The organism is Mesorhizobium metallidurans STM 2683 (genome assembly GCF_000350085.1).
In the GTDB taxonomy this organism is placed as follows: Bacteria; Pseudomonadota; Alphaproteobacteria; order Rhizobiales; family Rhizobiaceae; genus Mesorhizobium; species Mesorhizobium metallidurans.
The window spans coordinates 1-20056 of the sequence record NZ_CAUM01000147.1 but is presented as its reverse complement, the minus strand read 5'-3'; the positions used below and the strand labels follow the sequence as shown (position 1 = coordinate 20056).

The 20056-nt window shown below is 58.4% G+C and carries 16 protein-coding genes and 2 pseudogenes; 4 read left to right on the top strand and 14 right to left on the bottom strand.

Annotated elements, in window-relative coordinates:
• Positions 1 to 101: 101 nt before the first annotated feature.
• Both MESS2_RS25810 and MESS2_RS25805 read right to left on the bottom strand, forming a co-directional pair.
• A pseudogene (locus tag MESS2_RS25810) lies at positions 102 to 431 on the bottom strand (RES family NAD+ phosphorylase); the annotation flags it as partial.
• Positions 428 to 814, bottom strand: a complete 387-nt coding sequence (locus MESS2_RS25805) for a hypothetical protein (RefSeq protein WP_008877514.1) — start codon at positions 812 to 814, stop codon at positions 428 to 430. The pseudogene MESS2_RS25810 and the gene MESS2_RS25805, both read right to left, overlap by 4 nt.
• Positions 815 to 1345: 531 nt before the next feature.
• On the opposite strand from MESS2_RS25805, the gene MESS2_RS25800 reads away from it, so the two are divergent.
• Positions 1346 to 2635 (top strand): hypothetical protein, encoded by a 1290-nt coding sequence (locus tag MESS2_RS25800; protein ID WP_209436135.1) that lies wholly within the window; start codon positions 1346 to 1348, stop codon positions 2633 to 2635.
• A 78-nt stretch (positions 2636 to 2713) separates the two neighbouring features.
• Here the strand turns inward: MESS2_RS25800 and MESS2_RS25795 are convergent, their stop codons facing one another.
• The gene (locus MESS2_RS25795) at positions 2714 to 4312 is read right to left on the bottom strand and encodes an LA2681 family HEPN domain-containing protein (RefSeq protein ID WP_209436134.1); all 1599 of its coding nucleotides are present in this window, start codon (positions 4310 to 4312) and stop codon (positions 2714 to 2716) included.
• Positions 4313 to 4338: 26 nt separating this feature from the next.
• Positions 4339 to 7635, bottom strand: coding sequence for a DEAD/DEAH box helicase (locus MESS2_RS25790; protein WP_008877511.1), 3297 nt, complete (start codon positions 7633 to 7635; stop codon positions 4339 to 4341).
• Between the two features lie 543 nt (positions 7636 to 8178).
• Between MESS2_RS25790 and MESS2_RS25785 the strand changes: the two genes are divergently transcribed.
• From MESS2_RS25785 to MESS2_RS25775, 3 genes are read left to right on the top strand one after another with little or no spacing between them, the layout of a single operon-like run.
• Positions 8179 to 9912, top strand: coding sequence for a gluzincin family metallopeptidase (locus MESS2_RS25785; RefSeq protein WP_008877510.1), 1734 nt, complete (start codon positions 8179 to 8181; stop codon positions 9910 to 9912).
• Positions 9909 to 11195, top strand: a complete 1287-nt coding sequence (locus MESS2_RS25780) for a ComEC/Rec2 family competence protein (RefSeq protein WP_008877509.1) — start codon at positions 9909 to 9911, stop codon at positions 11193 to 11195. Before MESS2_RS25785 ends, MESS2_RS25780 begins: the two co-directional genes overlap by 4 nt.
• Entirely contained in the window at positions 11192 to 12328 is a 1137-nt protein-coding gene (locus tag MESS2_RS25775; protein WP_008877508.1) for a T6SS phospholipase effector Tle1-like catalytic domain-containing protein, read from the top strand. The genes MESS2_RS25780 and MESS2_RS25775 overlap by 4 nt, the downstream gene beginning before the upstream one ends.
• 169 nt (positions 12329 to 12497) lie before the next feature.
• Here the strand turns inward: MESS2_RS25775 and MESS2_RS32840 are convergent, their stop codons facing one another.
• The 10 genes and pseudogenes from MESS2_RS32840 to MESS2_RS34015 all read right to left on the bottom strand — a co-directional run bounded on the left by MESS2_RS32840 (position 12498) and on the right by MESS2_RS34015 (position 20014).
• A complete protein-coding gene (locus tag MESS2_RS32840; RefSeq protein WP_008877507.1) occupies positions 12498 to 12659 on the bottom strand; it encodes a hypothetical protein in 162 nt (53 codons plus the stop codon).
• Positions 12660 to 12870: 211 nt separating this feature from the next.
• On the bottom strand, positions 12871 to 13644 hold the full coding sequence (locus MESS2_RS25765; RefSeq protein WP_008877506.1) for a PhzF family phenazine biosynthesis protein: 774 nt from the start codon (positions 13642 to 13644) through the stop codon (positions 12871 to 12873).
• Positions 13645 to 13779: 135 nt separating this feature from the next.
• Positions 13780 to 15405: pseudogene (tnpC, locus tag MESS2_RS25760) on the bottom strand (IS66 family transposase); the annotation flags it as partial.
• A 45-nt stretch (positions 15406 to 15450) separates the two neighbouring features.
• A complete protein-coding gene (gene tnpB, locus MESS2_RS25755) occupies positions 15451 to 15798 on the bottom strand; it encodes an IS66 family insertion sequence element accessory protein TnpB (protein ID WP_008877504.1) in 348 nt (115 codons plus the stop codon).
• Entirely contained in the window at positions 15795 to 16205 is a 411-nt protein-coding gene (gene tnpA / locus MESS2_RS25750) for an IS66-like element accessory protein TnpA (RefSeq protein ID WP_008877503.1), read from the bottom strand. Before tnpA ends, tnpB begins: the two co-directional genes overlap by 4 nt.
• A gap of 63 nt (positions 16206 to 16268) precedes the next feature.
• A complete protein-coding gene (locus tag MESS2_RS25745; protein ID WP_008877501.1) occupies positions 16269 to 16634 on the bottom strand; it encodes a hypothetical protein in 366 nt (121 codons plus the stop codon).
• Entirely contained in the window at positions 16631 to 16843 is a 213-nt protein-coding gene (locus MESS2_RS33595; RefSeq protein ID WP_008877500.1) for a hypothetical protein, read from the bottom strand. Before MESS2_RS33595 ends, MESS2_RS25745 begins: the two co-directional genes overlap by 4 nt.
• Positions 16844 to 17553: 710 nt before the next feature.
• Entirely contained in the window at positions 17554 to 19425 is a 1872-nt protein-coding gene (locus MESS2_RS25735) for an AAA family ATPase (RefSeq protein ID WP_008877499.1), read from the bottom strand.
• Entirely contained in the window at positions 19422 to 19925 is a 504-nt protein-coding gene (locus MESS2_RS25730) for an ABC-three component system middle component 2 (protein ID WP_008877498.1), read from the bottom strand. Before MESS2_RS25730 ends, MESS2_RS25735 begins: the two co-directional genes overlap by 4 nt.
• Positions 19913 to 20014, bottom strand: coding sequence for an ABC-three component system protein (locus MESS2_RS34015; RefSeq protein ID WP_341872369.1), 102 nt, complete (start codon positions 20012 to 20014; stop codon positions 19913 to 19915). Before MESS2_RS34015 ends, MESS2_RS25730 begins: the two co-directional genes overlap by 13 nt.
• Positions 20015 to 20056 lie beyond the last annotated feature (42 nt).

The window sequence follows — 20056 nt, the reverse complement described above, 5'->3', positions numbered from 1 at the left end:
GCGGGTTTGAACGGGCGGTGTGCCTGGCGTTGGCTCATGGTGCCGCGAAGCCCGGCCGTGATGATCAGGTCCGCGAGCTTCCACGATGGCGGGATTTTCTTGTCGATGCGAGCGATCTGGCGCCAGGCACAATCCCATTCCTGCCAAGCGCCCTCCCAGATGTCCGGGTCGAATCCCTGCGAAAGGTCGGCCACCTCGGCAAGTGTGATCTTGTAGGCGGCAAGCGTTGCCGGCGGGACGATGCTGGCGCCCTGCTTGTATTCGTCAAGAGCCGTCTGGGTCGAACGGCAAAGATAAAGCGCTTCGACGCCGGACCGGTTGAAACGGCCGCCGTCGATCGCCGCGCCTGCACCACTGGTGGGCAGGAAGGCCCATTTGGGCGTCAGATAGCGATGGAATATCTCGTCCGGCCCGACTCGGGTGACTTTCACCCGCGCGCCCCGTTCTCAAGATCCCGGATGAAGGCCAGGACTGCTTCGACCTGGCCGTCTGCGACGAGTTCGGCAGCCGTGCGATGGCCATAGTCGGCGATTGGTTCATTGCGGTACCAGTAGATCGCCTTGTCGACGTCGCCGGTGAGTTCCGTCGCGGCCGAGATCACCTTCACCATCTCGCGCATCCGGCCCTGCAGGCGCTCCGATGACGGGTTGCGCAGCGTGTTGCGATGAACCCCGGTCAACTGTGCCAAATTGGCGACCTTCACGCCCAGTGCCTGCGACAGGCGCTTCGGCGAGATATAAGGTGTGCGCGGCTCCTGAAGGCTATCGACAAAACCTGAGACCGCGGTGGAATGTGCGAGCTGTGCGTGGGCCATGACAAATCTCCGACCTCTCATGCGCACAATATATGCACATACCAACGCATAGCAAGTGAACAGTGGCCTGGCGCCTCCCAGCGAATAGCGGTTGCCGGCTGGCGGCAGCAATGCGCCGCATGTCGGACGTTGAGGTCAGATTTGCCGCGTGCCAGATGCCGACATCAGTCGAGGGTAATTCGCCCGCAGAAGTCGATCGGCGTATCAGCGCACCTTCCCTCGAGTCGCGACGTAGTCCTAGCCATTCAGGATTTCAGTGAAGCCGTGGGTGACCCGGCGCGCTTGTCCCGCGGGATCAGGATTCTCGCTGGTGCCACCGGCGTGAGCCACAGCGTTGCGTTCAGGCATCTATGATGCTCGACTACGCCTGCAGAAGAAGACCAGTCTATCACTCCAACATCTGCCCGCCCTTTTGAGATGAAGCCGCTAACACTCCTTCGATTCGATGCTCTGGCCTCCTACGCCCGCGCCCCCAGGGCTCGCCTCATCGGCGATGAGGTTGCTTGGTATGAGCATAGTGACGAGCGCGTCTTGGGGATGATCGTTCGCGACAAAGCCGACGGCGATTTCGGCGGCATGGTGTTCGGCCGAGACCGGCGTGGTCGATTTCGTTGGATATCGGCTACTCCGGGCTGGCACCACAGCATTCATCGGTGCCGCGTCGACTTGAGGCGCGAAATGGAGCGCCAAGCCCATTTACCCGACGAAGAGTATTTCCAGGCTGACGAGAGGGGCGCTCCCGTGGATTTCTTCACGCCCGTCGTGCAAGTCCATTCCCTCAACCCGGCCTTCGTTTCCTTGAGTGATGCGCTGGGCTACTCCTCTGCCCGAGGCATCATCGAACCAATGATGCGCTGGTACGAAGACGCGGATGGCAACTTCATCGAGCAATTCCAGACGACCGGGTTCGACGCACGCATCTGGGAATTGTACCTATTCGCCGCGTTCACAGAGCTCAGCTACGAGATTGGGCGCATCCATGCCGTTCCCGACTTCTGCTGTGCGAGTCCGTTCGGCGAATTCAACGTAGAGGCAGTGACTGCCAATCCCACTCGCGACAAGCAAGGCAATGTCGTTCCCGAGCCGCCGCTGGAAACAGCTGAGCAGCAGATCGCCCATCTGAAGGACTACATGCCGATCAAGTTCGCTGGCCCGCTGACCGGCAAGCTCAAGAAGAAGTACTGGGAGAAGGAGCACGTGGCAGACCGACCGTTGCTCTTCGCGATTCAGGACTTTTCGTCTCCGGCTTCGATGACCAGGACCAGCAGTGCGCTCCAGCGCTACCTCTACGGTTACGACTATGAATGGGCCCACGACGCTAACGGAAAACTTGTAGTAACCCCGCAACCCCTGGAATGGCATGTGTGGGGCGAGAAGAAGGTGGAGTCGGGGTTCTTCAGGTTGCCGGATGCCGAACAGGTCTCAGCCGTCCTCTTCTCCAACAGCGGCACCATTTCCAAGTTCGCTCGAATGGGCGCGCTGGCTGGATTCGGTTCCGACCTGGTGCAAATCGTGCGCATGGGGATGTGGATGAACCCAGACACCAATGCAGCAGAGCCGCTGCTACTGAGCCAAAACATACGTGACCCTAGGTACCGGGAAAGTTGGGCAGAGGGCATCTCGATCTTTCACAACCCGCGCGCGCTGAAACCTCTTGACCCACGGCTGCTACCGGGCGTCGCCCATCATTCGCTTGAGGAGGATGGGACGCTTCGCTCACAGATACCATCCAATTTCCCATTGGGGTCGTTTACCCAACTTCTTGTGCCCGAGGGGACAGAGACCTCAGTACTGGGCGCCGAACCGCTCCAATCCGCTTAGTTCTTTCGTGAGCGCGAAAGCTGACTGTCTGGTGCTGGCGACCGAAAGCTGCCGTTCTAAGCGACTATTCAATCCGACTTAGAATGAATCGCGCCGCTTCCGCCTGTGGTCGAGATCATAGAGCGGCATCGAGCCAGCCAGCCGGCCGGGCTTCGCAAGTTGCTTCTTCCGCTCTTCGACGCCGATCGCGAAGGATATGTAGAATAGTGCGGATCGCGCCATCTGCATGACGCGGACTGCCTTGGCTTCGAGTTCGTCACTTCCGATGGCGATGCCGAAGCCATTGTTGCTCGTCCCGTTGATCACGAATGGCTTGGCCCACCCCTCGCTCACCCGCAGATAGGTGTGCTCCAGCGCATTGCGGATGCCGTGCAACTCCCCGGCATCGGCCGCTGTGGTCTGCTTGAGTTGATCGTCAAACAGCTCTTTCGACAACCAAAAGAGGCCGCGCAGTGGCAGATTGTCCAGCTTCTCGAACTGTGGCAGCAAGCGCGCCTTGTTCTCGACCATCCACACGTTCTTGAAGCTGATCCTGTCCGGCACCTTGTCTAGACCCCAGTAGCGATCAACGAGAAAGGCGACCTTGTCGAGCAGCGAATAGGCGGTGCGGAAGGCCGTGCGGACCCGCTCACTGGCCAATGAATATAGGGGATAGTCAAGCGTGTCGGTGAGCGCGACGGCGCGGTCAGAGAAATGGACTCTCGTGCTGCTCATCCCCTCGAATAGCATAAAGCGCGCGGACGCATACTCCTGCTTCATCTGACTGAAGAAGCCGACGATCGGAGGAGGTAGATGGCCGTCGGGGCGTTCGCCGAATTTTTCGGTTAGGGCCGGCAGCATCAGGTCGTCGGTCGCTGCGGCCAAATGCGGTCCAATATCGTTCAAGGGGCACAGGAAGAGCCGGTGCTTAAGGCACCAGCGACGATAGGCACGTTCGGTCTTCGACCGGCCTTCATCGCCACGATCTAAGTCCTGCATCGCCCGGACCGCGTCGATATTGACAGCCGCAGCGAGTTCCGTCGCTAGATTGGCGAAATGGGCGATTGCGGGTTGTGGATCGGCTGAATCATAAACTGCACCCTCGACCGCCGTCGAACGAAGGCCGTCGAATGCGTGCAGAGCCAGGATCGCGCGCTCGCGGTTATCGACCACCATGCCGGCATAGCTTTTGAGTCCAGAGCCGCGGTTGCCGCTCGCCATTGCGAAGTTTGGGATGATCTTCAGAGCGGCATCCCAGATGGCGATCGCATCGATCGAGCGGCCGACCTCGTGGAGGAGGTTCGCGTGGTTGGTGAGAATTTGGCACCGCCGGACCTTGTCGAGGCCCGCGAAGCCCGGATGGTTTGAGGCTCGCGACAACGCAAGCAATTCCGCCTGCCGCTCCGGCGCCTCCCACGACCAGGATCGTCGAACGTTCGCTATGTGCGATAGCGCCGCCCAAGCATTGGCTCTGAAATACTCGATCAGTGCCCTATCAGTGTTAGTGAGTTCGCGATTGGACAAGTCGCCGAGCAGATAGAGCGCGCGCTTAGCGCCACGCTCGAAAGACCCGTCCAACGCGTCGTCGATCAACTCTCCAATGTGGACGATCGCTTGGGCGTCGCTCATCTTCGCGATGCTGCGCTCGCAGCGCTTGTTCAGCTGTTCGAAGCTAGGCTCCGTGGTCATCGCCTTCATCATTTGATCGATAGGGTGACTCGCCCTTAGGGCGAGAGCACGACGCGGAACTTCGCCTGGGTGGTCTTGAGCAGATAGAGTTCGGTCGTTGCCAGCAGCCGCAAAACGTCATCGGTGATGGAGGCAACCGAACCTCCTGGCTGGACAAGAATCATCTCGAATTCAAGTCTCGCGCGGCGCGACTTTTCCTTGAAATAGGAAAGGTCTTTCATCTCGCCCTTCAGGAAGCGACTATAGCCTTCGCGAACCCAGGTTTCCTGCCGCCTTTTCAGGTCGTGATAGAGTGTCGGAAGCCCGGCATGCTTCGCGATGATGCTCTTCTGCGCCTGGCCGCAGACGATGTAAAAGTTGCGGATATCCTGCGACACCCGCGCCTCATGAGCGCCCTTGCAGTGGACGAGGCACAACCGGATTGTGTTCTCGTCTACGTCTTTCAAGCACACGAGGTCAGCTGCCTCGCCGTGACCGTCATCGTTGAAGATGACGTCGAACTCGCCCTTGAGCTGCTCGAACGTCCGGAACTGAATAGTCTTCTGGTCGCCTGTCTTGTGCATCGACTCCTTGTTCAGCTCGATGCCATCCCAGTTCCACGCCTCCAGCTTGTCGCGGTGAAAGAGACCAGCGTCCAGCCTCACTGGAATGTGGTAGCAGTTGTACGAGTAAGTCCCGTCTGCATAGCGAACGATGAAAGGATCCTTCTGGAGGTACTCCTCCAGCGGGACCGCCGGCAGCGTCCCGTGACGGAATCGGAGCGAGGGGCCGGAGATATGGTCGTGGCGGTAGCCACCTGGAATCTCCTCGTTGATGACGAGGGCGTATTCGGATGTCGCGCTGTCGGTTTCGATACGGAAAACGATTTCGCCATTCGGTCCTACATCACCGAGATTCAGATCGACGGCGAAAACTGGGACTTCTGACGAACCAAAGATGACGAACTGCCGGTCGTTGAAGCGCATTTGCGCCTGTTCGCCCCATTGGGCCGATATCGGCCATGCGGAATGCGGCTTCGCCAGTTTCTCCGGACGAAGGAAGTCGCGGACAATGTTGCTCTCGCTCTCAACTTCGGACGAGACCTTCGCCCACGTCGCGGCGGTCCACTCTATCCAGTCCGATATCGTCCCGGATTTTTGCTGCCAGACCTTGCCGCGGCGCTGGGTTCCTCCCCAGAGGACGCGCTCTCCGTTCTCGTATCCAAGGCAGGCAAGGTTGTTGAGCGAGGACTCGGCCTTTTCGATGCTGGCGAGTCCTTCGGTGACGTTAGGCCCGAAATACGAGGTGAAGCTGATCGCACCGATACGCGACGAACCAAGGCTCTTCACAAGTGGCAGCTCGACATTGTTGAGAATGTTGAAGATGGGCGTGCCCGAGACCAGCATTGTCTCGTCATTCGTGACCGCCTTGGCGAGCTTCTCGGACCGTAACGCGTCGTAGTCGCTCGCAAAGAGGCAAAGCGCTCCAGCAACCTTGTCCCACCTGAGAATCAAGAGGTCGTAGATCGTGTCGTACACATTCTGGTAGTTGCCCCAGGCCACATCGCTATTACGGCACACCACAGCGACCAGAACGTTGTCCTGTTCACTGAGCGCGTACCAACTCTCTGAGTCTTTCTGAAGCACGGACTCGAAGGCCAAGGGGTTCCAATCCTCGCATTTCGTCCGGAAGAGCTGTGCTGAAAGTGACGGCCGGAGGTTCCAAAGCGAAAGGTTGGCATGGAGATCGCCAGACTCCTTGAGGGCAAGCACCACGTCCTGCAGCCGCAGCTCCTGCGAAATTCTCTCCTCGCTCAAGCGCTTGATGAGCAGATCCCAGTCGGCTCCTTCTGCGTAGAGGTCGGCGAGTTTTACTTCTGCATTAGGGTCGGCAACATTGGTCACGACCGTGGCCTCGCCGATTTTGTCGGCGGGACCTTTGCGGGTGAAGCGGCCGATGAACTGAAGTGTTACGGCAAGCGACTTATGCGTGTCGTGAAGGGCCGCGACCTTGAGGTATGGCAGGTCGAATCCTTCGCCCAGCATGTCAACGCAGATGACGATCCGGGCTCCATCGGCTCCTCGATCGAAGAGCTGGGCCATAGCCTCGCGATTGATCAAGCTGCGCCCGGGACCAGAGTATACGACGACCGGTTTGAGGTCCGGAGCGAGGCGCTGGTAGATGCGGCCCACCGCTTCGGCCCGGTCCTTTGACGACGTCCGCGCCATCAGCAGGTGATCGAGCTTCAGGTCGTCCCGGTCATGGCGGAGCGTCGCAATGGCTTCATTGGCAATTGCGACATCGCGGGCTTGCTCGTCCCCGTATTCTTCGATCGTTTTGAGGTTTATAGGGCGGTAGTAGCCGGCGGCCTGGGCATCACCGAGCTTGTAATTAAAGATGATTTTGCCATCGACGCGCTTGCCGTCGCGCCGGAACGGCGTCGCGGTGAATTGGAGAATACGCTTCGCAGCGAAGTGCTCCCGAACACCCTGCCACGTCCTGGCAGTGATGTGGTGGGCCTCATCGACGATAAGGTCGGAGCATGCGTCTGCAAGACGGCGGACTACCGCGGCGTCCGAGGCCTCGAGGACGTTCGGAAGGGCAACGATGACATTTGCGTTCTGGATGATCGAATCCAGTTCATCCGCCGACCTTATGCCAGTGGTGATGATTGCGACACGAGGCTTGGCGAGGTCGTGCGTGATGACCTGGGCCATGGGCAGGATGCCAAGGCTAATGAACTTGCCGGCGATTTGGCTTCGCAGTGTATCGCTGGGAACGAGGACGAGTGTGTGTCCAAGCCGTCGGTAGACGAGCGTTGCCAGCATGGTTTCTGTTTTGCCGGTGCCGGTCGGAAGGACGATGGAGGCTGGTTCAAAACTGGAGCCGACTGCAAAATGGGCGGAGATCGCGTGCAGCGCGCCGATCTGCGGAGTGCGCAGGCCCGGGAGGTCGTGCTCCTCGTCCTCGGTCCGAAAATCGAATCTGTTGATCCATGACTGCAGGACCTTTTCCGGCGTGTCGGCGTATGTCGCCAATTCGCCTTGGGAATCCCATTGGATCTCAAAGGTCTCAGGAAGGTTGTCGGGGTCGTCGACGCTTGGTGCCACGACCACTGGCAGCGTCGTGGATACCCGGCGCGCCCCCTTTCGGCGAAAGAGAATCTCACGGTACGGAGGACGGAGCTCCGTAGTGATGAGATCGTGCCCCTTGATCTGTGACGGTGAGATTTGTGCCTTCGTGGAAGCGCCGCCAAAAACGCGCTGAACGATACGATTGCCGCCAACCTTCAGGCCGCGATCTGGCAGTGCTGGGAAATTGAGGGTGCCACGCCAAGTAGGGAATAGGCTCATGTCGCAGTGTCTTAGAGAGTTGAGCGGTACTTTCCATATGCAGTCTGCATCTAATAATGACGAAGGCTGAAAAGGCGAATCAGCACGGATGAATTTGGTCCCTTTTGAGGGTTATGAACAGAAATATGTGTTTTGCATTCGGATATGCAGTCGATTTCAGGCTGCGGTAGTAAATCATGGAATTCGCCAATGCTAGACAACTCTATTGGCACGAGGGTCACACCTTTGCTGGGCTGTCTCGCCGCTGCAGAAATTGGGCGCCCGCTGTTCGCTCATCGGTACCAAAACCGCAGTCAGCTCCGGCGCCCCGGGAGAGGATCTATGCCGTGCCGTCGAAACCATTCGGCTGAGTCGACGCGGCAATAAGGTAATTGCGGTCGATTGCGAAGTTGCCGGTCGGATCACCGACAGTGGCTGCAAGGAGCGTCTCGGTGTCCTCCAAGGCTTTCCGAGTGGGAGGAGTTTATCGCGATCAATGTGCAGTCCGATAGTTGCTTTTCTTAGAAGTTTATCGCCATCTTGTCTTTACGGAAGGGGGTGCGCATGCGCAATGTGAAGGGGACGCGACATAGCCTTCGTAGCAGCCGGCAGCTGTCAATCATTGCCCAGGATCCATCTGTCAAAGTTGACGATCGGATTGTTAGAGCATCGATTGATGTTCCCGCCGAAGAACTGTTGCCGGGTCCACGCGGCTACAGGGTTGTCGTCGTAGACTATGATGCGACGGCTAATGCCCTGTATCAGCCGGCGAGCTTATCATCGGGGCTCGAAGGGGAGTACACTGACCCTTTTCAGGAAGCGCCGGACGAAACGCTTCTTTCTGATCCGCGGTTTCATGCTCAAAACGTCTATGCAATTGCTATGCGCATTCTGGCTCGCTTCGAGTTTGCCCTTGGCCGGCGGGTGCAATGGGGATGCGAGGGCCATCAACTCAACATCTTGCCACACGCATTCGCCGAGCCAAACGCTTTTTACTCGCGCGATGATCGATCGTTGTTTTTCGGATATTTCGAAAGCTTTCCCGACAAACAGGACAACACGCACACAGTATTTTCCTGTCTGTCACACGATGTCATCGCTCACGAAACGACGCACGCGATCCTAGATGGACTGCGCTCGCGGTATCTCGAACCGTCGTCGCCGGATCAGGGCGCCTTTCATGAGGGTCTTGCAGACGTCGTCGCGCTGCTTTCCATTTTTGCGCTTCCTGATGTCGTCGGCGCTGCACTCGATGGAATGGCCGGCGGAGCATTGATCGACCAAGCGCTGCTCGAAAGGGACACGCTCGCCAATTCGGTCCTCTTCCGCCTGGCAGACGAAATGGGACAAGAAATGAGTGGCGTCCGAGGTTGCGCGCTGCGCCATTCGATCAAGCTGCCGCCCGGTAAGAATTACATGGATGATCCAGAATATCAGGAGGTTCACAAACGCGGGGAGCTGCTCGTTGCAGCCATGTTGCGCTCATTCCTCGACATCTGGATCAGTCGCCTGAACCGCATCGGTACGATCGTCGACGGGCAAAAGGATCGGTCCCTGGTCATAGAGGAAGGTGCGCGTGCCGCAGACCATCTTATGACCATGGCCATTCGTGCCATCGACTATTGCCCACCCATCGATCTTTCATTTTCCGACTACCTCTCCGCTCTTTTAACCGTCGACCGTGAAGTCGTCCCCGACGACCGCTATGGCTACCGGGGCGCGTTGCTGGCGAACTTCAAGGATTTCGGCATCTTTCCCAGCAAACGGGCCGCCGCTGACGGAACTTGGCTGCGTTGCGACGACGAAATGATCTACAGTCGGACGCATTTCGACTCGATGCTACGGGATAACGAGGAGGTGTTCCGCTTCGTGTGGGAAAACCGAAGAACGCTAAAGATCGGCGACATCGGTTACATCGAGGTGCAATCCGTGCGCCCGAGCGTGCGCATCGCGCCCGACGGTTTCGTTTTGCGCGAGACGATCGCCGAATATGTGCAGGTCCTGACAGTCACGGCCGGCGAGCTTCGTCAGGATTTCAACGTCGACGTCCCAGACGGCATAAGATTTTGGCGTCCTTTGCGGCTGCTCGGCGGCGGAACGCTGATCTTCGACGAATATGGCCAGCTGAAGTATCAGATCGCCAATCATCTGTTGAAGGATCGAGGCGACAAGAAGCGACAAGGGGACCGGCTCGCTTATCTCTGGAAGCAGGGCCTCCTGGATACGAAGAATGACAGGGCAGGGAATTTCTCCGCTCTGCATCTCGCGCGAAGCGGTGTGCAGGAGAGGGCCGGATGAAGCCAAGCCGCGTAGTCATCATTTCTTACCAAGTGGGTTTTGGCGACTGCTTCCTGCTCTCGTTCGAATACCCGAACGAGCAGCGGCATGTCCTGATTGATTTCGGTTCGACCGGGTTGCCTGATGGCGTCCCGAAAAACCAGCTCGAGCTGATCGCCAATAACATTGCCGAGCGGACGAAAGACCAGAGATTGGCGGTCGTCGCTACCCACCGCCACAAGGACCATATTTCCGGCTTTGCGACGAAGAAGCAGCGACCATCATCCGGAAAGACGATCGCGGACCTGAAACCGGAACTGGTTTTGCAGCCGTGGACAGAGGATCCGAAACTAGCCGTCGATGCCAAGGGTCCGTTGCCGCCAGGAGTATCGCTCTCCGCTCATCATGTTTCCTCGCTGGCCGCCATGCAGCAGGTCGCTGGCGCGATCTTCAGCGAGGTCAAGCGCGTACGCTATCTGTCGCCTTCGCTACGCCAGGAGCTTTCTTTCATGGGCGAGAACAACCTCGCCAATCTCGATGCCGTCGAAAACCTGATGACGATGTCGGCCACGCGAGAATATGCGAAAGCTGGCGATAAGACTGCGCTTGAAGACCTGCTGCCCGGGATCAAGATCGACATCCTGGGACCACCCTCAATCGAGCAGTCGGAAAAAATCACCAAGCAGCGCAGCCGTGACCAGGACGAATTCTGGCACCTCATGGCTAATGCTGCGTCCTCCCTCGGCCCAACAAAAGTGCAAAGGGTTGCTCCACTCTTTCCCGATTTTACAGTTGACCGGACCGCTGGCCGTTTCCCGATAGATGCTCGTTGGATCATCAGTCAAGCGAAGCGCCTACGCGCCGACCAGATGTTGAGACTCGTACGCATCCTGGACAATGTGTTGAACAATACGAGCCTGATCCTACTGTTTCGCTGTGGATCGAAGAGCCTTCTTTTTCCGGGCGATGCGCAGATCGAAAATTGGTCATTTGCGCTAGGCCAGGCTGCCGTGCGGGAGAAACTCAAAAAGGTCGATCTCTACAAAGTCGGCCATCACGGCAGCCTTAACGCGACACCGAAATCGCTCTGGGATCTCTTTGACCGAAAGTCTGTCGAAGACAATCCAGATCGGCTCCAGACCTTGATGTCGACGATGGCTCACAAGCATGGGGACGAAGAACGGCGCACCGAGGTTCCTCGCCAGACACTAGTGCAGGCGCTTGACCGCCAAAGCGCGCTCTTCACAACGCAAAGCCTGAATGAGAAAGAGCTCTTCCACGAAACCTCCTTGGATCTGTCATGAGCGAGATGCCAGCCCTCCCTCCGGCAGGTCCGCTGGCCAGCAGTCGAAACCTCGTCATCTGCTGCGACGGAACCTCCAACCAGTTCAGCGAAGACCGTACTAATGTCGCCAAGCTGTGCCGCATTCTCCGCAAGGATCGCGATCGCCAGCTCGTCTATTACCATCCTGGGGTCGGCACCAAGGCCCCACCCGGCTTTCTCACGGGTTTTGGCACCAAGCTTGCGAAAGTCGCCGGGCTTGCCTTCGGCTATGGGCTGAAGAGCGACATCGTCGACGCCTATATTTTCATCATGACGCATTTCCGCCCAGGGGATAATCTGTTCGTCTTCGGCTTCAGCCGCGGCGCCTACACTGCGCGTGCGCTGGTTGCCCTCATCAAGATGTATGGCCTTCTGATGCCCGGCAACGACGCGCTGGTTCCCTATTTGGTGGATATGTTTTGGGCAATCGGTAAAGCACGCGAAAACAAAGACCGCCGCGACGCCTACTTCAAGCTTGCAGCCGACTTCAGGCAAGAGCTTGCGACCCCAGATTGTCGGCCGCATTTCGTCGGGGTTTGGGACACGGTCAGTTCCGTTGGATGGATCGGTTCACCCGCGGCTCTGCCATACACGCACGACAATCCGGATATCGCGGTGCTGCGTCATGCCGTCGCTTTGGACGAGAGGCGGGCATTTTTTCGCACCAACCTTGCCGCAACGCCTGAGGGTAAGGACGTTCGGCAGATATGGTTTGCCGGCGCCCATGGTGACGTCGGCGGCGGTTATAGGGAAGGTCAAAGCGGACTGTCACGCATTGCACTAGGTTGGATGCTCGAGGAAGCGGAAAAGCATGGGTTGTTGTTGGAAGACGCGGCCAAAGCCGACCTGCTTCAACAAATCGCGGCCGATGCCGAAAAGTACGACCTTCCAATCCACGACTCCATGACTTGGAAATGGTGGGTTGCGGAATTCGTGCCGAAGCGGCGTTACGACGCCTCGACGGACCACAAGGGCTGGCGCGTCAATCTCTTCGGCCGGAGAGACCCGGGACCCGATCCAATCCTCCACGACAGCGTCTGGACGCTACCTTGCTATCAGATCCCGCCGGGATCGAGAATGGCATCCAAAGTTTGGCCGGCTGAAACCGGCTAAGGTATTATGAATGACATCGAGAAACACCGGTTCTCTGACGAAACTCTCACAATAGAACCCAGTCTGCGCGAACAGATTGCTGACTGATTACGAGCCTTGTACGGTTTGCTGTTGATGGATGCGAATAGAGCTGCGCGAGGTGCCCGGTCCGCAACAGCGGAAGACGCCGTCAAGCAGCTAGATCATTGAACTTTCTGAGGAAGGCCTCTTGTAGCGATACGTCGACCGTCAGTGCGATACCGTAATCGTTGATGTAGCCTTCGACAACGGCTTGGAAGCTGTCGCGATAGACGATCTTCCTTTGGCAATCGACGGCGATGGCTCCGGTCACCCAGATAATCCACCCATCCTTCGTTCTGGCCTCATGCAAAAGCGCACAGCGGACATTTTGTGTAGAAATCCTCGGCCTGTGCCTTTGAAAATAGTTTGTCGAAGGGTGCCGTCGTAAGCAGGAAATCAAGTAACCATCCGGAGAAGGCCGCAGGTTAGGCGGCCTGATCGGGCGGGGACTTCGTTGGCCGCGAGTACTAATTTGGTTCAAATTAAAGGGCTACAACGCCCTCGATACAAGTCTTAACGTCGCCGCCGATCCAAATCCGGTCATCGACCTGCTCCACATGAACACGTCCTTCCCTTCCAAGGACGGTACCCTGGCTGGCAATGTAAGACGAGGGCGCGATGCCGTTTCCTATCAACCATTGGGCGATCCCAGCGTTCAGGCTGCCGGTTACAGGATCTTCAAAACCGGCAGCGGTAAAGGCGCGCACCTCGAAATTCGCATTCCGCCCCTCTTTCATAGGGTCCCAGGGAGCAACAACCCCGACCCGCAATCCGGACATCACGGCAAAATCCGGGCGTAGCGCCAAGACATCAGTCCTGGAGCGTAGTAGGACAGCAAGCCAGCCAGGGCCATTGTCCACCCAGTTGGCGTCGACGATGACATCAGAGGCCAACCGCAGACCTTTGATAGCTCGCGTTAGCGTGTCGAGTTCCACCGGGCCCGAGCGGCGTAGCTCGGGGGCTTCGAAAGAAAGCCGTTCATTGTCACGCCGAATGCGGACAAGTCCTGCTTCGCACTCTTGGATAATGTCACCACTCTTTGGTCGCCCGCCGGAGGACAGCCACACATGGCAACTCCCCAAGGTAGGGTGGCCCGCGAAGGGCAATTCAGCAGCAGGCGTGAAGATGCGAACGCGGTAGTCGGCATCCGCCGACTTCGGCTGTAGAAGGAAGGTCGTTTCGCTAAGGTTCGTCCACCTTGCGAAAGCAGCCATCTCAGACGCTGTCAAGGAATCCGCTCCGATGACAACCGCCAATGGGTTACCTAGCAAAGCTCTGGAGGAAAAACATCAACCTGCTGGAATGAAAATTTTGTGGTTCCGTGTCTCACTATGACATCCTGACGTTTCGAATTTATGCGGCCTTTCCGCATTTGGGGTAAATTTAGCTGACTGCCAATTCCACGGAAGTAACTTCTCAAGCCGTTTGACAGGTATGTCGGCAATACGGGTGAGAACATCAGCAAGCCAGGCTTGCGGATCGATGTCGTTGAGCTTTGCGCTCATGATCAGCGTCGCCATGAAGGCTGCGCGATCAGCACCACGATCCGATCCGGCGAAGAGCCATGACTTCCTTCCGAGAGCAAAGCCTCGCAGCGCCCGCTCGGCTGCGTTGTTCGTCAGGCAAATTCTCCCATCTTCCAGGAATGACGTGAAGCCGTCCCAACGCTTCAGCATGTAATCGATAGCCTCGGCGACAGGAGAACTGCGCGACAGCTTTGCCCGCTCGGTCCGCATCCAGTCCTCGAGTTCTTTGACGAGTGAGAGGCTGTCGACGCGACGGCGATCCAGGCGTTCGTCGGCGGCAAGCCCGTTGATCTCCCGCTCGATGTCGAACAGGGCATCGATCCGTTTGACGGCCTCCAGCGCCATCGGCGAGATCGGCATGGCACGGCTGCCGCGTTTGGCATTCGTGGCGATGTCAGCGAGCACGAAGAACTTGCGACGTGAGTGCGCCCAGCACAGTGCCTGCCTCAGCGGATCGGGATCGCGGTCAACCTTGAACAGTGGATTGTAGCCGCTATAGGCATCCGCTTGCAGAATGCCGGTGAAGGTCTTTAGGTGGTGCTCGGGATGCTCCTGCCGCCGGTCTCGTGAGGCATAATAGAGGGCTGCGGGCGGTGACTGCCCGCCGAACGGTCGATCATCCCGGACATATGTCCAGATGCGCCCCGTGTCGGTCTTGCCTTTCGCCAGGATCGGCACGGTGGTGTCGTCGCCATGCAGCCGCTCGGCGGCCAGAACATGCGCCTCGATCAACGAATGAATGGGCTTCAGCGCCGCCGCACAAACACCGACCTGGTCGGCCAGTGTCGATAGGCTGAGGTCGATCCCCTCTCGGCCATAGCGCTCGCTCTGTCGGTTCAACGGCTGATGCTGGGCGAACTTCTCGAACAGGATCATCGCCAGCAGGTTCGGTCCGGCAAAGCCGCGCGGCGTCACATGGAAGGGTGCGGGCGACTGCGTGATCTTCTCGCATTCGCGGCAGGAGAACTTCTCTCGCACCGTCTGGATGACCTTCCACTGACGCGGGATGACTTCCAGTGTCTCGGTGATGTCCTCGCCGAGCTTCGACAGCCTGGCGGAACCGCAGCACGGGCAGTTCGTCGGGGCAGCGATGTGGACCCGCTCGCGCGGCAGGTGTTCGGGAAACGGCTTACGTGATGGACGCTTTCGCTCGAACGCCCGGACCGTCGAGGCCTTGGCAGCAATCTCCGCCGCCAGTTCGTCTTCACCAGCGTCGGCTTCGAGTTCCTCGAGCTGCAGCTCCATCTGCTCGAGAAGTCGCGCCTTGCGCTCGGACCGGCTGCCGTAAAGTTCACGACGAACCTTCTCGATCTCCAGCTTCAACCGCGCGATCAGCGCTTCTGAATGTGACACGAGCGCCTTGGCACTGGCGGCTTCCGCCTTGGCGGTCGCTGCTTCAGCTTCGGCAGTGATGCGCCGGGCACGCTCGTCGGCCAGCAATGCAAGTGCACTGGCAAGGTCGTCAGGGAGCTGTCCGGTCGCACCGTTCATGGCTAAATGGAATCATATTCGCCCCCACCAATCCGGTGTTTTTGCTCATCCTGCCGCCGTCGGCCGCCAAGTCTTTTGCGGCATCCGCCAGTCTATGCCTTCCAGCAGATAACCGAGCTGCGCCGGTGTGATCACCACCGAGCCATCTGCCGCCGACGGCCAGACGAAGCGTCCGCGTTCAAGCTTCTTCGTAAACAGGCAGGCTCCCTGGCCGTCATGCCAGATGACCTTGATCAGGCCACCACCGCGACCGCGGAACACGAACAGGTGGCCGCACATCGGATCGCGCTTCAGCGTCTCCTGCACCATCAGCGATAGACCGGGGAAGCCTTTGCGCATGTCCGTATGGCCTGTCGCCAGCCAGACCTTCACACCAACAGGAACCGGGATCATCTCCGCTCCAGCACGACATCGAGAATGCGGCCCAGCGCCTCGGTATCGATGTCGCTGTCCACGCGGATACGACGGCCCCGACCCAGATCAATCATCACATCGCTGCGCTTCCGGCGGGACTGCGATGGGGCGGGCGGTCCCGAGGGAATGGGCGAGGCTGGAGGCGCGGCCTCGGACACGATCACCGGCACCAACCTGCTCGCCGTTTCCGTCTTCGGCTCCTCGATTTGGCAAAGCTCCTTGCGCCAACGGAAGAGCTGGCTGACATGGATACCGGCCCCACGTGCGATCTCAGGAAGCACCGCACCTGGCTCAAGGCAGGCTGCAACGAGCCGCTCTTTGTCTTCCCGAGACCAGCGACGTCGGCGCTCGACAGACGTGATCACTTCAATCGGATGCTTCGTCATAGGACTACTCCTAGTGTTTGCACTAGGACTTCCGATGTTCGTCTCAACCTCGCAAGACGGCCTTCACCGGGCGCTTACGAAATCAACAAAGAGTTCGCCGCTCTTCTGATATTCGTGCGGCGGTTGCGCGTTCCTGTGACGATAGTTCTTGCCGGCGCGGGTTGCCGCAAGAAACTCTATTAGCGCGCACTGAATCGAAACGATGGTGAAACCCTCGCCCTCCCATTCACCTTTATCCCGCACCATCGCGATGGGCTGGAGATAGCGGCTACGGAGTCTGCCGAGCAGAAATTTGTCGAAAGCTTCAGCCCACATGTCACCGTCGCCGCCGGGCCCGAGCTGCTTGGCAAACTTCGTCCAATCATCCTTTGTTTTGCCCGGAGCGATAAACTCGGACCGAGCGCTGGCGCTGGTGGCAGTTTGGCTCAACGCTGGTCTCCCGACTCGCGGCTAAGGCGCTCATGCTCGGACATGAGGAAAATGATATAGCTGCGGATGAGATTGCAATAGAGCCTGCCATCGGCAGGTCCGATGGTGATGCTAGATTTGAGTTCGGCGCCGTGGCGGACGCCGCCGCCCGTTGGCGATGAAAGGTAGCCGTGAATTGCGCCAAGCGAGCTCAGAACCTGCTCCAGCATCCCTTCTGGTGGCGCCTGAGTTCATTCGCGATTTTGTTGAAATATCTTCCTTCGACGGTTGCTTCGCGTGCCTGCAGCCCGCGAAAGGCAGTCATCACTAATTCCATCGGCCATAGGATTTCCCCTACCGCTTGCCCCGGTCGGTTTTCCGCAAGCAGTAGTTCCGACTGCCTGAAGGACTCGCTGATAATCTTCTGCGCCTTTTCGTCGAGCGATTCATATTACGCCGGAACGGGGATCCGGCATTGTGTTCGGCGAGTATCCGATACAGGCGGGCTACGTCCGGCAAAGCGATGTCAGGGTTGCCGCAAGCCTCGCATGCCTCGTAGAACGCATCAATGAACAACGGTGCGTTCTGCCTCGCAGAAACCATGCTGTTGTAAAGCTCGGATTCTGCCCAACTTACATCCGAGCTCGAATATGCGGTTGCTCCATACGAGTTGGAAAAATAGCTATTGAAATGCTCCAGGATACGTTCGCGAAGGACCTTGCGACGTGATGATGCCGACGAGCGAGTTGAACTCGTTCACCACGGCGCGCGGAATTTCTCCGGGCGAGTCAAATCTCCAAGCTGCTTCGAACTGCATAGCGAGCCCCATCACAAACTACGCAAGAAGGACTGACCTTGCAAAGGTTATAGTGGTCTGCATGATCGCCGCGCTGGCAGCCATCGCATTATTATGCTGGCAGCTCTGAGGGACCAGCCTTGACTACGGGGCCGGCGGCGCGGAATCGACCGGGAAGAACCCATAGCGACCGACGCCTTCGATCTTCGTGAATTTCACTGCCTGCTCTGAGGCTTGAATGTCGGCTGGTGGGTCGGTGTTTTCGATGACCAGCACCTGCCTGTCGTCTTCCAGTTTCGCAAGGAACTCGAAAAAATGTGAGTTCAGGTCGGTGCCGCTGAGATCGTCTCCGTCTCCTTCCGGCTCCCGGTATGAAAGCAGGGGAGAGTCAAGGACAACGAAACCGGGATGCGGGGTGTCGGATTGCCTGCAATACTGGAGAAGGCTGATCGTGAACGCTGCCTGCGTGATGGCGCGCAAGCCTTTGCCGAACGAGGTGCGGTTTTTGCCGTTGATGACAAGGTCGCGCGTCTTGGCATCGAAGTGAACGCGGTCGATCTCGGGGAAATGCCAGGCTTTCAGTGTGGATAGAACGATCGTCGCAAATTTGTCGGCGGTACTGCTGGGCAGATCGACATCGCTGAGGCTATTGCCACCATCGCCGGACTGATCGCCTTCTCGCTCCAGCGCGGCCTTTCTATGCTCAAGGTCCGATAAGCCGCGATGAATCGCAAGTGCTTCGCGCACTTCACCATCCTTGTCGGCCAATTGTTTGTAGGCTGTTCTGAGCTGGCGCAGATTGGGAGCGACGACGCGATCGATCTCGCCGGACACCGATGCAAGCTGTTCCTCGAGAGCCGGAAGGCGGCGCTCGAAGCTCACGGCTTCCTTGCGCAATGCTCCAATCGTCTGCGTCAACTCGCTTTGACGCAGTTCGATCTTTCGTATCTCTGACTGAGCGGCGGCGACCGCCTTGTCGACATCGAAATCGCATTCGGACTTGCGATGATGTTCCGGAGCCGAACCGCAGAACGGACAGTTGCCGGCACCAAGGGCGGCAAAAAGGCTGCCCGCTTCTTCAATGCCGCGCAATCTGTCCGTATCGGACCGATAGTGCGCATCGAGCAAAGTGAAGCGGTCCAGGAGCGAGGTTATTTCGGTAAGCCGGTCTCTTCCTTCTTCGACGCGGCGCGCGATATCTCTGCGACGTCCGGCGGCGTCCTTGAACTCGGATTCGGTAACGGCAAGAAGCTCGCTTTGCGATCGCATGGAGTCATCAAGCCGCTCGCGCTGGGCTTCCAGCTCATTGGGCGGACCGGCCAGTTCTTTGACCTGGCGACGGTGGCTTTCAATCAACTGGTCGAGCAGGTCGAGCTGGGCGCTGCGGCTTTGTTCTTCCGGGGTACGCGGCTGCATGGTCGCGAGTGTGGAGTCGTCGACTCCGGTGAGCAGAAGCTTGAAGACGGCAGTGTTGGTCGTGTCGGCCGTATAGTTGCCGTCGGAGAGCGGCGAGCGCTGCTGGATAATCTCTTCCTCGTTGATGATCACCAGGCGGGCAAGATTGCGAAAGCTCAGGCTGTTCGTGTCGCCGCGTTTGTTCCTTCTCACGCGTTTATGGGCGAGGTCGAGCTTTGCGAGCAGGTAGGCCGAGAGGTTTTCCTCATTTCGGTCACTATGGATATCGGCGAGCGTCTTGCCCTCGCCCTCGGGGAGCGTGTCGGAATAAAGACCTTCGAAGAGGCGAAAGGCTCCGCCTTCGGTGCTTCGCACCAGTGTGAACTGATGCCCGTCCAGCGATTCCATTGCGAGCAGAATCTGGTCGTAGCCGACCCGCTCTGGAATATCGCGCAGCGGTCCCTTACCGCCGAGCATGAAATCGATGGCGTCGACAATGAAGGATTTTCCGGTGTTCGACGCGCCGTGAACGATATTGAGGCCTGGACCGAGGGCTATGGTCGCGCGTTCGCGCGCCGGTCCGTGAAAACTGAGATGCCGCAGACGTAGACCTTTTGTCATGCGCGTGCTCCCAGACTTCGTTCGACGTTCTGAAACTCCACGACCCAGGTATCGAAAAATTTGCGCATCAATGCATCAAGGGCAGAATCCGTATAGTCGGCGAGATGGTAGACAAGCCAGTCCGCGCGGCTCTTCAGGGCAGTCAGGTAGGGAGTCTCTAAAGAATCGAGGAACATCGCGGCCGACTCACCGGCGCGATAGGAGATTCCGTTCTCGTCGACGACGCGCACGACCAGGTCGCGGGTCATCATCAAGTGTAGCGCGTCCTGAACCACACGGCGCCGGACTTCCGTTGCCGGCGTCTGGATCGGCGTTGCCGGATGAAGGTCGTCGGGTCCGCCCAGTTGATGCGTTCGGACCAGCAGATAGTCGAACGCTGTCAGCCGCTGGATGTCATAGGCGCGCGGAAATGCAAAGCCCAGAACCGCGACCGCGCGAACGCCTGCCTCAAGGGGACCGTTGAAAGTCAGCGAAAACTGGTCGCGCGCTACTTCGTCCATTTTAGACGGTCTTCATTGGCAAGCTGATGGCAGATACCGCGCTTATCTTTCACGAGTGCGCTCCCACCCAGCGGATGGGCGTCGAGCAAAACATCCTGCGCTGCCTGTGTTACAGCCTTGACGCGCTCAAA